Origin of the sequence: Anditalea andensis (genome assembly GCF_000714815.1) — a bacterium.
Classification (GTDB): Bacteria; Bacteroidota; Bacteroidia; order Cytophagales; family Cyclobacteriaceae; genus Anditalea; species Anditalea andensis.
In genome coordinates this window covers 261,128-274,586 of the sequence record NZ_JMIH01000014.1, presented here as the reverse complement: position 1 = coordinate 274,586, position 13,459 = coordinate 261,128, and the positions used below count along the sequence as shown (strand labels likewise).

11 protein-coding genes are annotated in these 13,459 nt (G+C 39.2%); 5 read left to right on the top strand and 6 right to left on the bottom strand.

Annotated features, from left to right (window positions below):
* Positions 1-17 precede the first annotated feature (17 nt).
* Together EL17_RS04785 and EL17_RS04780 are read left to right on the top strand one after the other, a co-directional pair.
* Complete coding sequence (locus EL17_RS04785) at positions 18-1,151, top strand: efflux RND transporter periplasmic adaptor subunit (RefSeq protein WP_035070930.1); 1,134 nt, start codon at positions 18-20, stop codon at positions 1,149-1,151.
* A 1-nt stretch (position 1,152) separates the two neighbouring features.
* The gene (locus EL17_RS04780; RefSeq protein ID WP_035070928.1) at positions 1,153-4,560 is read left to right on the top strand and encodes an efflux RND transporter permease subunit; all 3,408 of its coding nucleotides are present in this window, start codon (positions 1,153-1,155) and stop codon (positions 4,558-4,560) included.
* Positions 4,561-4,962: 402 nt separating this feature from the next.
* Here the strand turns inward: EL17_RS04780 and EL17_RS04775 are convergent, their stop codons facing one another.
* On the bottom strand, positions 4,963-6,798 hold the full coding sequence (locus EL17_RS04775) for a M1 family metallopeptidase (RefSeq protein WP_035070926.1): 1,836 nt from the start codon (positions 6,796-6,798) through the stop codon (positions 4,963-4,965).
* A gap of 441 nt (positions 6,799-7,239) precedes the next feature.
* On the opposite strand from EL17_RS04775, the gene EL17_RS04770 reads away from it, so the two are divergent.
* Both EL17_RS04770 and rfbB read left to right on the top strand, forming a co-directional pair.
* Positions 7,240-8,292, top strand: a complete 1,053-nt coding sequence (locus tag EL17_RS04770; RefSeq protein WP_035070924.1) for an NAD-dependent epimerase — start codon at positions 7,240-7,242, stop codon at positions 8,290-8,292.
* Between the two features lie 70 nt (positions 8,293-8,362).
* On the top strand, positions 8,363-9,412 hold the full coding sequence (gene rfbB / locus EL17_RS04765; protein WP_035070922.1) for a dTDP-glucose 4,6-dehydratase: 1,050 nt from the start codon (positions 8,363-8,365) through the stop codon (positions 9,410-9,412).
* A gap of 174 nt (positions 9,413-9,586) precedes the next feature.
* Here rfbB and pyrE read toward each other — a convergent pair whose 3' ends face one another.
* Entirely contained in the window at positions 9,587-10,234 is a 648-nt protein-coding gene (gene pyrE / locus EL17_RS04760) for an orotate phosphoribosyltransferase (protein ID WP_035070919.1), read from the bottom strand.
* 86 nt (positions 10,235-10,320) lie between these two features.
* Here pyrE and EL17_RS04755 point away from each other — a divergent pair, with 86 nt between their 5' ends.
* On the top strand, positions 10,321-11,007 hold the full coding sequence (locus EL17_RS04755; RefSeq protein ID WP_035070918.1) for an NUDIX hydrolase: 687 nt from the start codon (positions 10,321-10,323) through the stop codon (positions 11,005-11,007).
* Here the strand turns inward: EL17_RS04755 and coaD are convergent.
* Genes coaD through EL17_RS04735 form a run of 4 tightly spaced genes read right to left on the bottom strand, consistent with a single transcriptional unit; the run spans position 10,995 to position 13,439 of the window.
* A complete protein-coding gene (gene coaD / locus EL17_RS04750; RefSeq protein WP_035070916.1) occupies positions 10,995-11,450 on the bottom strand; it encodes a pantetheine-phosphate adenylyltransferase in 456 nt (151 codons plus the stop codon). The genes EL17_RS04755 and coaD overlap by 13 nt on opposite strands.
* A gap of 9 nt (positions 11,451-11,459) precedes the next feature.
* Positions 11,460-12,275 carry a DUF3822 family protein gene (locus tag EL17_RS04745; protein ID WP_084166115.1) on the bottom strand — a complete coding sequence of 272 codons (816 nt, stop codon included), beginning with the start codon at positions 12,273-12,275 and terminating at the stop codon, positions 11,460-11,462.
* Positions 12,276-12,298: 23 nt separating this feature from the next.
* The gene (locus EL17_RS04740; protein WP_035070912.1) at positions 12,299-12,880 is read right to left on the bottom strand and encodes a hypothetical protein; all 582 of its coding nucleotides are present in this window, start codon (positions 12,878-12,880) and stop codon (positions 12,299-12,301) included.
* Positions 12,881-12,935: 55 nt separating this feature from the next.
* Entirely contained in the window at positions 12,936-13,439 is a 504-nt protein-coding gene (locus EL17_RS04735; RefSeq protein WP_035070910.1) for an NUDIX domain-containing protein, read from the bottom strand.
* Positions 13,440-13,459: the final 20 nt, after the last annotated feature.

Genomic DNA, 13,459 nt, shown 5'->3' with positions numbered 1-13,459 from the left:
TAGAACTTAATAATTATATGAAAACATATTCAAAATTTTTCCTTGGTGCTTTGATACTGGCTGCAGCAGCCTGTGGCCAAAATGGCAATGATGAAGTGTCCCAGAAGAAAGCTGAACTGGACAGCAAAAAAGCAGAAGCTGCTAATCTGAGGCTAGAGATTGAAAATCTGGAAAAAGAAATCGCCACGCTGGATCCCAGCTTTGCTCGGTCCCAGCGTAAATCACTCTTGATCACGACTACTACTCCCCAGACGGAGTCTTTTGCTCACTACGTAGAAGTAACTGGATCAGTGATGTCCAGAAGAAACGTGAATATTTCAGCTGAACTCTCAGGTAGGGTTCAAGAAATAACCGCCGTGGAAGGCATGAGTGTAAAAAAGGGTGCTGTGCTGGCCAGGATAGATGATGAATCCATACAGCGAAATATCGCAGAGATAGAGACCCAGATGGAACTGGCCCGCACGGTATATGAAAGGCAGAAGCGACTTTGGGACCAGCAGATCGGTACTGAAATGCAATACCTGGAAGCAAAAAACAGAATGGAATCACTCGAAAAAAATATAGCTACCATTAGGACCCAGGAAGGAAGGGCCACTATAAGAGCCCCATTTGATGGAACAGTGGAAAGTATAACAGTGAGGGCAGGAGAGGTCATTCAGCCAGGTTCTCCGATATTGAATTTTATAGGTGAGAGCGATCTATATATAGAAGGGGATATTTCTGAACGATATGTAGGGATATTGGGCAGGGGAGATTCTGTTCAGGTTTCTTTCCCTTCACTCAATAAAACTATCCATTCTACTGTATCTGCAGTCGGGTCTGTGATCAACCCTAATAACAGGACTTTTAAGGTCGAAATATTTCTTCCCAGAATGGAAAACCTAAAGCCCAATATGATATCTGTTCTAAGAATAATGGACTATCAGCAGCCTTCTGCCGTGACCGTACCCACTTATCTAATCCTTCAGGACAATCAAGGAGAATATGTTTTTGTAGTAGAAAACGAAATAGCCAGAAAACAGTACGTAGATCGAGGTAAGACTTATAATGAGCGTACTGAAATACTTTCAGGCCTGTCCGGAGGAGAAGTTTTAGTGGACAAAGGATTCAGAGAAGTAGGAGAAAATTTTAGGGTGAACATTACTGAATAAAATGGCAAGTAACGAAGAAAATAAAAAAGGGGTCATCAGGGAATTCGGCATATCCAGCCTTTCGGTAGATAACCGTACCAGTGTGGTCATTTTGACCCTCATCATCGCATTCTTAGGTATATTCGCCTATAGGACGATGCCGAAGGAAAGTTTTCCTGAAATAGTGATTCCTACTGTATATGTAGGAACTGTTTATCCTGGAAACTCTCCCATAGATATGGAAAACCTGATTACCAGGCCCATCGAAAAAGAGCTCAAATCAATCAATAATGTAAAAGATATAAAATCAACCTCTATTCAGGATTTTTCCTCTATAGTGATCGAATTTAATCCTAATGTAGATATTTCTAAAGCCCTGCAGGATGTAAAGGACGCAGTAGACAAATCGAAAAGTGAACTGCCTACAGACTTAGACCGGGAACCTGATGTGATTGAAATCAATACATCTGATTTCCCGATCATGAACGTAAACATTTCTGGGAACTATACAGAACAGGAACTCAAAAAATTTGGCGAATATCTTGAAGATGAAATCGAAAAACTCCCTGAAATATCAAAGGCTGATCTGAGAGGTACTGTGGAAAGGGAAATTCGAATAGATGCTGACCTGTATCGCATGGAAGCCATGGGTGTCAGTTTTTCAGATATTTCGGAATCTGTTCAGGGAGAAAATATTACTATCTCTGGCGGTAACGTATTGAGTGGGGATTTTAGAAGGTCTCTACGGATCACGGGAGAATTTGATGATCCTTCGGAAATGCTGGACATCATCATCAAAACTGAAAATAACCGTATCGTGTACCTTCGCGATGTGGCCGAAGTAAGGGATACATTTAAAGAAAGGGAAAGTTATGCCCGTTCCAATAAGCTGCCGGTAGTCACCGTCAATGTGGTAAAAAGGAGTGGCGAAAACCTTTTGGATGCCTCCGATAAGATCAAAGAAATTATAGATAAAGCACAGATCAACAGGTTCCCAGAAGATCTGGACATAACGATAACTAATGACCAGTCAAAAGATACCCGTTCACAGGTGGATAACCTTGAAAACAGTATCATTTCAGGTGTGATATTGGTGATCATTGTTTTGATGTTTTTCTTAGGTTTCAGAAATGCATTGTTTGTAGGGATAGCCATTCCGCTTTCTATGTTCATCAGTTTCTTAATACTGAACAGCTTAGGAGTGACGCTAAACCTGATGGTACTCTTCTCACTGATTCTTGCCCTGGGTATGCTCGTGGATAATGGTATAGTAGTAGTAGAAAATGTGTACAGACTGATGCAGGAAGGTAAATCTCCTGTTCGTGCTGCCAAAGAAGGAGTGGGAGAGGTAGCATGGCCTATCATTACTTCTACAGCCACTACATTGGCGGCATTCTTACCGTTGGCATTCTGGGATGATATCATTGGAGAGTTTATGAAATACCTTCCTATCACCCTGATCATAGTGCTTTCCTCATCGCTTTTCGTAGCATTGGTAATCAATCCTGTCCTTACAGCTTTGTATATGAAGGTGCAGGATATCAATGCCGTAAAGCCAAAAAGGAAAACGTTAATTACTATCCTTGTGCTGTTCATACTTTCCATTATATCTTATTTGATAGGATGGGTAGCAGTCGGCAGTCTTCTTTTGTTAGGTGCATTTCTAATGTTATTCAACCTGTTTGTGTTGAGAAAGGCGATCAGATGGTTTCAGAATGTGTTTCTCGTCAAATTGGAAAACCTATATGAAAGTACATTGGCTTACGCCCTGATGGGTAAGAAGCCCTATTTGTTCTTTTTTGGAACTATTCTTCTATTGGTGCTTTCTATTGGCCTTTTAGTAATAAGAGCACCAAAAGTGTTGTTTTTCCCTGATAATCAGCCTAGTTTGGTGAATGTTTTTATAGAAAATCCGATAGGAACTGATATTGAAGCAACTAATAGGTTCGTAAGTGAACTCGAAGACCGGCTTATGGTGGTATTAGATCCTTATAATGATATTATAGAATCTGTCATCACACAGGTAGGTGAGGGTACAGGAGAGCAGGGGGATGGTCCGAGTATGGCCAGTACACCCCACAAAGCTAAAATCACTATAGGATTTCTGGAATATCAGGAAAGGAATGGTGTCAATACCAATCAGATAATGGAAGAGATCCGAGATCTGGCTGAAAGTTTTCCCGGAGTGCTTATTACTGTAGATAAGCAGAGAAATGGACCTCCGGTAGGTAGACCTATTAATATTGAAACGAGTGGCGAAAATTTCGAAGAACTGATTTCCTATGTGAATAGTCTAAGGGAACATTTGGCAGAAGCTAATATAGAGGGGATAGAAGAACTCAAAACTGACCTTGAATTAGGCAATCCAGAACTGGTGGTGAATATTGATAGGGAAGCAGCTCGAAGGTTTGGCCTGTCTACCTCGACCATTGCCAATGAGATGAGGACTGCTTTATTTGGTTTGGAAGTGTCTAAATTTAAAGAAGGTGAAGATGATTATCCTATTCAGCTGAGGCTGGCTGATGAGTATAGATACAACATAAACTCTCTGATCAATAAGAAGATTAATTTCCGGGATAAATTTGGTAATCAAAGAGAGATTCCGATCGCTTCAGTCGCAGACATTGAATATAGTTCTACTTATGGGTCAGTAAGAAGAAAGGATATGGATAGGGTTATTACCGTTTATTCCAATGTGAATGAAGGCTTCAATCCTACGGAGATCAATAACAGGCTTAAGGCCTTAGTGCAGGAGTATGAGACGCCTGAGGGAATAACAGTAAGGTTTACAGGGGAACAGGAGGAGCAGCAGAAATCCGCTGATTTCCTTACCCGGGCGTTATTGATATCCGTATCCCTGATTTTCCTTATTATAGTTGCTCAGTTTAATTCCGTAACTACTCCATTTATCATCATGGCTTCAGTAGTGCTGAGCACCATCGGCGTATTCTTAGGACTGGTAGCTTTTAATATGGATTTTGTGGTGATCATGACAGGTATAGGTATTATTTCGCTGGCGGGGGTAGTGGTAAACAATGCCATAGTATTGATAGACTACACCAATCTGGTACGTGAAAGGAAAAGGGAAGAGTTAGGCATAGATGAAGACGGGTTTCTACCTTATGATGAAATTCTAAATTCGATAATAGTAGGTGGTAAGACCAGATTAAGGCCAGTATTGCTGACCGCCATCACTACGGTACTGGGTCTGATACCTTTGGCTATAGGGATGAATATTAATTTCTATACCTTATTGACTTCATTTGATCCTGAGTTTTATGTAGGAGGGGATAATGCAGACTTTTGGGGTCCAATGGCCTGGACAGTAATATTCGGGTTAACCTTCGCTACCTTTTTGACGTTAGTTATCGTACCTGTCATGTATTTACTGGCAGATAAAATCAACATGGCTTTTCGTCGAAATAGCTGATAGATTTTAAATAAAGGTTGGTGGTTTTTAATTGTTCAAACCTCCGGGGCATTGTCCCGGAGGTTTTTTGTTTTTGCAGGTGGATTTCCAAACAGGGCGTACCCATAGTGGGGAGCTACTTTTTATAAATAAATTCATGTTAGATTTAGCATGAATTTTTTCAGGTCAAAGTATGCTGACATCCCTTCTTCAAAATCAGATCAAATGATTTAGCTATTGAAATTATTATATTAAAAAGTGAGGGTATGCATTGGGACGAAAAAAGTATCATTAAAATAGAAAAAATAAAGGGACGGAAATATTTCGCCCCTTTATATGCTTTATAGAGTGATATACATGGGATTTTAAAAGGAAATCTTAATCAAGTTTCAGCATACTTAAATCCTCCTACCATAAGCTGTCCTAAAACTCCATCCTATTATCTTCCCTATTGATGTCAGCCATTCTTCCTGAAGGATCAATCTCTACACTTTTAATGGCGGTCAGAGGCTTGTCCACTATCACTTCAATCGAGGGGTTGGTCCATGGCCATCTTTGGGTTTTAATTCGTTTAGGCATGCCTGCTTCATTGGGTTTTTCACCTCTCATCATGACCAGTGGAAGATATACCATTTCCTGAGTGCCATCCTGATAGGTGATCACCAAATCGATAGGCATTGGCATCAATCCTTTTCTTTCCAGGGTGATTTTACTTTTATTGGTGTTAAAAGATTCTACTCCCGAAACCGCGTAATCAATGGTTTTGGTGGTGTATACCCAATATTCTTTATACCAATCCAATTCTAATCCACTTTGCTTTTCCATAACCCTGATGATATCATTTGGGTTTGGATGCCTGAACTGCCAGGCATTCCAATAGCTGAGCATGCCTTTATCCCTGTTCTCTTTTCCTATTATGTAACCCATTTGCTCCAGAAATACGGCGCCTTTAGAATAGGAAGCAGCTCCATAGGCAGCGTTGGTATGGTAATGATCAGCATGAGTGGAAAGAGGTTCTTCTAGACCTGACTGGACCAGTCTTTCATATCCTACATAGCTTCCCCTGTGAGGAAATTCACTGTCCTCTTCAGTAAAAATAGCGTCCATAGCCAAATTACTGGCATAAGAAGTAAAGCCCTCATCCATCCATGGGTGCAATGCTTCATTGGTGGCCAGTACACCATGGAACCAGCTGTGGGCCAGTTCATGTACCATTACTCCGACCAGACTTCCCAGCCTTCTGTGACCGGTGATCAGTGTAGACATGGGATATTCCATTCCACCGTCACCGCCCTGTATCACCGAAAACTGTTTATAGGGATACTCACCAAAATTGTCACTCATGAATTTTATGGCAGCGGGAGTATATTCTTTTAGCTTGTTCCAGTTTTCCTGAGTTTGACTATTCTTGATATATAAATGATGCACTGTGACCCCATTATCCATTTGTATTTTGTCATGGGTATATTTGGGATCGGCAGCCCACATAAAATCATGTACTTTAGGTGCTTTGAAATGCCATGTAAGGGTTTTGCCTCGAGGCTGCTTTACTTTCACACCTTCTTCTTCATAGCCATAACCAATCTGATTTGCATTTTGAAGATAACCGGTACCTCCCAGTATATATTCTTTATCTATGGTGATTTTAACATCAAAATCCCCGAAAATTCCATAAAATTCCCTTCCAATATAAGGGTTGGGGTGCCAGCCTTGATAATCATAATTGGCTAGTTTGGGATACCACTGGGACATGCTGTACCTTACGTTTTCTTCATTGTCTCTACCAGCCCTCCGGATCTGTAAGGGTACCTGACCTTCAAAAGTAAGATCAAACGTAACAGTTGTATTTGGTAGGATAGGCTCCTCAAGATCCACTTCCAATATGGTGCCTACGTGTTCATAGGTCATTGATTTACCGTTCAGCATTAAGCTGTTCACTTTAAGGTATCCTATTTCATCTACCTTTAGGTTTTGGATCCTATCGGCTACCCGGCGGTCTGGGTCGGCTATGGTTCTGCTCCGTACATCCATCATGCTGTTAGGCTGGAAAGCATTATAATATAAATGGAAGAAAGCCCTATTAAGTGTATCAGGGGAATTGTTTGTGTATTCCAATTTTTGGGTGCCTGTATACTGGTTGGATGTAACATCCATATTGACTTCCATTTCGTAATTCACTTGCTGTTGCCATCTTTCTTGCTGGGCAACTGCTACCAAACTTATCAGGAATAGAAAAGTGGCTAAGAAGTATATTTTCATGTCGTATTTATTATTTTTTCTTCAAAATAAGCCAAAATTAAGGCAGTAGGCAAACCATTAATAAAAGAATCATCTGAAAAACAGCGCAAGGAAAGCTGTATTGGTATTATAAGGTATCGTTTTTTAACGATAGATAAAAACCAAAAGCACCGGCTCAGGAAAAAAGAATAAATTTAACCTTATAAATAGCAAGTGGAGTTAATGAAAAGGCAGTCGGAGGTTTATTATTTCTATGGAATATTGGCCCTCTTTTCTTAAGGTTAAAATATTTTTTTTAGTATATAGGATAATTATTTTTACCTGGTTAAAATTAGACAGCTGATATTCATTATACATTATTAGCAAAAAGTGCATTTAAATATTAATTTGCATCCGCTTTATAGGTATAAGAGGTGAGTCAACTTCTACAATAGGGGCTATTTTAAATTATAAAAAGGAAATATGAAATTTTTAATTACCGGAACAGCAGGCTTTATAGGTTATCATTTAGCCAAAAAACTATTAGAAAGAGGAGATGAAGTAGTCGGAATAGACAATATTAATGATTATTACGATGTCAACCTTAAATATTCCCGTCTAGAAGAAACCGGGATAGCAAAAGCAGATATAGAGTGGCATAAAAAAGTCAAATCTTCTATGTATCCATCCTATTCGTTTGTGAAAATGAATCTGGAAGATAAGGAGGAGATGATGGATTTATTTAAAGCGGAGGAGTTTGATGTGGTGGTGAACCTAGCTGCACAGGCAGGTGTCAGGTATTCTTTGACCAATCCAGATATTTACATTCAGGCCAATATCATAGGCTTTCTCAATATTTTGGAAGCTTGCAGACATTATCCAGTTAAGCATTTGGTTTATGCTTCTTCAAGTTCAGTATATGGGTCAAACACACAGATGCCATTTTCTATTCATCATAATGTGGACCATCCGGTATCATTATATGCCGCTTCTAAAAAATCCAATGAGTTGATGGCCCATACTTATAGTCATCTGTTTAACATCCCTACTACCGGTCTAAGGTTTTTTACGGTATATGGGCCATGGGGCAGGCCGGACATGGCACTTTTCCTTTTTACAGAAGCAATACTAAATGGTAAACCCATTCAGGTATTCAATGAGGGTAAGATGAAGCGGGACTTTACTTATATAGACGATATAGTAGAGGGGGTAATCCGTGTCTCGGATAAGCCTGCTACTAAAAATAATGACTACTCAAGTGATCTGCCTGATCCGGGGACGTCTTATGCTCCTTACCGAGTTTATAATATAGGAAATTCCAATCCCGTTTTACTGATGGATTTTATCAAAGCTATAGAAAAAACTTTGGGCCGAGAAGCTATAAAAAATATGCTTCCGCTGCAACCGGGTGATGTCCCAGCTTCACATGCAGATGTGGAAGATTTGATAAAAGATGTAGATTACCATCCGGCCACTCCTATCCAGCAGGGGATTGATTCCTTTTTGGATTGGTACAAGAGCTACTATAATAAATAGTCTCCAAAGCAAAAGCTTGTAACCTTTAGAAATTATACATTTAATCCATAAACTCTCAGAGTAATTTAAAATGAAAAAATCAATCCTTATTACCGGCGGCGCAGGATTTATTGGCTGCCATGTGGTTAGAAATTTTGTCAATAAATATCCGGAATATAGAATTGTCAATTTGGATGCTTTGACTTATGCCGGGAATTTGGAAAACCTTAAAGAAATAGAAGGTGCACCTAATTACCAGTTTGCAAAGATTGACCTGATGGATGAGGAAAATCTAAACAAAGTATTCCGGGACTATCAAATCACCGATGTGATACATTTAGCTGCGGAGTCACATGTGGACAGGTCCATATCGGATCCGCTGTCATTTGTCAGGACGAATGTGATAGGGACGGTCAACCTGCTCAATGCTGCTAAAGGATATTGGAAAGAATATGATAAACACCTATTCTATCATGTTTCTACTGACGAGGTGTACGGTTCTTTACATGACGGTGGTTTCTTTACAGAAACCACACCTTATGACCCCCAGTCTCCTTATTCGGCTTCCAAAGCAGCTTCGGACCACTTTGTAAGAGCTTATCATAATACTTATAAGCTTAAGACAGTAATCAGTAACTGTTCTAATAATTATGGGCCGAATCAATTCCCCGAAAAATTGATTCCACTGTGCATTAATAACATAAAAAACAGCAAACCGCTTCCTGTCTACGGCAAAGGAGAAAATGTGAGGGACTGGCTTTATGTAGAAGATCATGCAGTGGCTATAGATGATATTTTCCATAATGGCAAACCGGGAGAAACATACAATATCGGCGGCTTTAATGAATGGAAAAACATTGATATAGTAAAGACCCTTTGCAATATCATGGACAAAAAACTGGGGCGTACTGCAGGTGAATCTGAAAAGCTAATCACATATGTGACGGATCGTGCAGGCCATGATCTAAGGTATGCCATAGATGCTACTAAAATCAATACGGAACTGGGTTGGAAGCCTTCTTTGCAATTTGAAGAAGGAATAGACAAAACCATAGACTGGTACCTGGCTAATGAAGAATGGCTAAATAATGTCACTTCAGGAGACTATCAGAAGTATTATGATGACCATTATGACAGATAGGGGAAGAGGAGTAGAAAGGTTCCCATTCCTGTTTATGATGTTAAAAAATAAAATATGGTAGGGTTTTTCCTGTTGATATAAAAATTACAAAACCCTGGATAGTAGCATTAAGCGGATGTCCAGGGTTTTTTGATCTACAGGTAATATAAAAGGTATGTTGAATCTGCTTTTAGTCTATAAAGGAGACCATGTGGATGGATTACTTCTCCATTTTTCCAGAGTGCTTAGGTCATTTTCAGAAACATAGTCATATGCTACAGCCAAAGGAAGCAGCGAAGCATAATCACTTAAGCATACCAGTTTCACTCCTGCGCGTGCAAAGTTCTCTTTCGCCAAATCAAAGCCGTAAGTAAAGATTGCTACCATACCTAAGACATCGAACCCCGCCTTTTTGAGGTCATCTACTGCTTTTAGAGAGCTCCCACCTGTAGATACCAGGTCTTCGACGACGACTACTTTCTGTCCAGGGGATACCTTGCCTTCTATCATGTTTTCCATGCCGTGGCCTTTGGGCTTAGATCTGACATATATAAATGGGAGCCCCAAAGTATCTGCAAGTAGCGCACCCTGCGGAATACCTGCTGTAGCTACACCGGCTATTGATGCTACTCCTGGAAAATTATCTGAAATGGCTAAGGCCAGTTCATTTTTTATATATGTTCTTATTTCAGGATAGGAGAGGGACAGCCTATTGTCGCAATATATAGGAGATTTCCATCCCGATGCCCAGGTGAAAGGATTTTCTGGCTGGAGCCGTATCGCTTTTATTTCTAAAAGTTTTTGTGCCACCAGAGCGGCTGTGTTTTTTTCTGATATATCCATATGCTAAAATTAATTGATAAAAATTTATAGGGTGTTGTTATGTGCTAATTTTTTATGCATTTTTGACACATAATTTAAAAATCATTATGAAGATTTTCATAAACGACAAGCCTTTGGATATCATTTCTTCCTTCGAGTTATCCGTAGATAGAACTTTTGAATGCGAGTTTGATAATCCTTCTGATCTGCCATCCTATGTGAATTTTCATGACGATGTGCTGATCCGGCATCCTTCAAAGAACATTATATTAAAACTGCTTTATCTGCTTCGGACACGAAAGCTGAAGCATCTGGACAGTATCACGATAGTGACCGATCAAAAGGATGAACTGAAAGAATATGTTAAAGGTAGGTTTAATATTATAAAGGCTGCTGGAGGGATCGTGACTAAAGGGGATAAGGTGCTATTTATAAAACGACTGGGAAAGTGGGATCTACCAAAAGGGAAGTTTGACAAAGGTGAATCACCGGAAGCATGTGCTGTACGGGAAGTAGAGGAAGAATGTGGCGTGAAAGTGCAGTTAGGGGCAGAAATCATTAGGACCTGGCATACCTATACCCACAATAGGAAAAGTATACTGAAAAAAACCTATTGGTTTACCATGGAATGTACCAATGATATGCATATGAAACCTCAAAAGGAAGAGGGCATTGAAGAGGTGAAATGGCTTACCCATCAGGAAGCAAAGATCGCCTTGATCAATTCATATCCATCGATGAGATATCTTTACAAAAAATTTTTAAAGATGATCCCTAAAATTCAGACGTCATAAGGTAAAAAATCATTTATAGGGCCGCCGTATTTATGTACTTCTCTGAGGATAGTAGAATTGATAGAAGAATATTTTGGTGAAGTAATCAAAAATACTGTTTCAAGTTTGTCGTTTAAGTACCTATTCATCTGAGAAATACCATTCTCATATTCAAAATCAGTGGTGTTCCGCAGGCCTCTAAGTAGGTAGTTGGCATTTGAAGATTTTGCCAGACTTGATGTAAGGTCATTATATACTATTACACTTACCTGGGGGGTGTCTTTATAGACACTCCTGATCTTTTCCATAGTGGAGTTAATCTCAAAATACCTGTTTTTTTTGGCTGAGTTATACCCTATCGCAATGATGATCTCATCGAAAATATCCAGTCCGCGAACTACTATGTCGTGATGTCCAAGTGTGAAAGGGTCAAAAGATCCAGGGAAGATGGCGATTTTTTTCATTATGAAATTTCAAATTGTCCAGTGAGTGTCCAGATTTTTGGTGTCTTTGATCCTTTCAGCTCCGGGTAGATAATTAATATTTGAACTGGGATCTACTACGATGATGTTCCTGAAATATAATTCAAGGTTTTCTTTCCTGCTGTTTACCAATTTTAGATCGCCAAGGATATTTACTTTACAATATTCCTGACTGAAATTAATCTGTTTAAAGAGGATAAATAAATATTTCAGTAAATCTTCTTCACTGTCTACCTCAAATCTATTGAAGACCTGTAATTCATGGGAAGCAAAGGCTGACAGGTATACATGGCCATTATCTAAAATGATAAATACTTCCTGACCTATAAACTCATATTTGTTTACCAAAAGGTAAGAAAGACCTATTGTACTGCCATGGCTGATTTTGGCCACTGGAAGTTTATCTTCGAAAAGCTGAAAAATATCTTTTTCTAAAGCCCCTATTATATAAATGTTATTGCTGTCAACGCTGTTTGAGAAGATTACACATTCTTTTTCAGAAAGGATATCCGTGGCAAAATTTAAATAATCGGCTTTTTTGTCGGGGTCATAGACCAGTCCTGGCACCAGAGAGAAATAGCCATTATGTACATACAATCTACCGTGGATGCCGGTCAATAAAAACAGTTCGCATTCTTCAATTACGTTTTTCAGACCTTCTATACCAGTATAGTCATGTATCTGACTGTTCACGACAGCGTCATTATGATCCATGGCGAGAATGGTCAGAGAGCCGTATGATAATAAAAGCGATAAGCTTGACACTTTAGAAGGGTCAAACTTATCGCTTAAAAACTGTCTCGACATATTAGAGTGGATATTAGACAAAATTATTCCCAGTTACCGGCAGTAGAAGAATCTGTTCTAGATCCTACCCTTAGAGCTTTGGCTTTATTGTTTTCTCTTCTTGCTGGGTTTACTGGATTAGGATCCCTGATTTCAAATACTGCGATCTGACGGTTGTTTCTTTCTATTTTATCAGAGAAAAACTCGAATTCCTGACCACCGGACCCTGGTACAATATGTAGGTTTTCCAAATTAAAGTTTGGATGTTTTCTTTCATTAAACAAAGAATCCATTACAGGAATAGAACCCAATGTGTCATAAGAAACAGTAGTCTCCTCCTTACCATATTCCAATAAGGTAGTAGTCTCTCTTCTCTGTACAATGAAGATATCTCCGCCTTCAATGAAACTTTTCAAATCATTCCAGTTATCAGCATATTCTCCATGGTTTGCTTGATAGGCAATCTGGGCATCACGAAGCATCTGTAATTTTTCGATAATTCTGGCCTCTGTTCTGGCTATGATTTTTTCCTCCTCCATGACATCGTCCACGCCTTTGAATAATAGGTAGCCTAGTCCAAAGGCTATCAAAAGGAATACTATTGATAAGATTCTAGTTACATTCATTGTGTAAAGATAATTTTTTCGTCTAAATAAGGTTGATTGTATTTATAACAAGGTGCTATTTTATGCATTTATTTTCAAAATTAAAATTTCCTTTCCATATTCTTACATCATTCACTGAATTTATTCCCCAGAATATAGGATGTTTTTCTTCTTTGGGTATTTTGGCAAGATGTTCAATGTCCAAATAAGAGATTTCAGCTATCAATTGATTCTCCTTACTCAGCTCTGGATCTTCCCCTAAGTAAATCTCACCCTCCTCTACAATGATATCAAAAAACAATTCTATGGCATGAAGCGGAGGTTCCAAAAATTCATGGACAAATAGAAATGTCGTAGCTTTTACCCTTAACCCAGTTTCCTCCCTGAATTCCCTCATTAGGTTTTCCAAAGTTGAAGTGCCGTACTCCATACCTCCGCCAGGGACATTCCAGAAACATTTCCCGTGGCCCATCTGATGTTTTACCATGAGGATCTGATTATTTTTTATATGAATTCCATTTACCCGTACCCTTAGCCTATGGCCAAACTTCTCGTGAATTTCTTTTTCTATATTAGGCATATAGCTGTAGCTTCGCATTA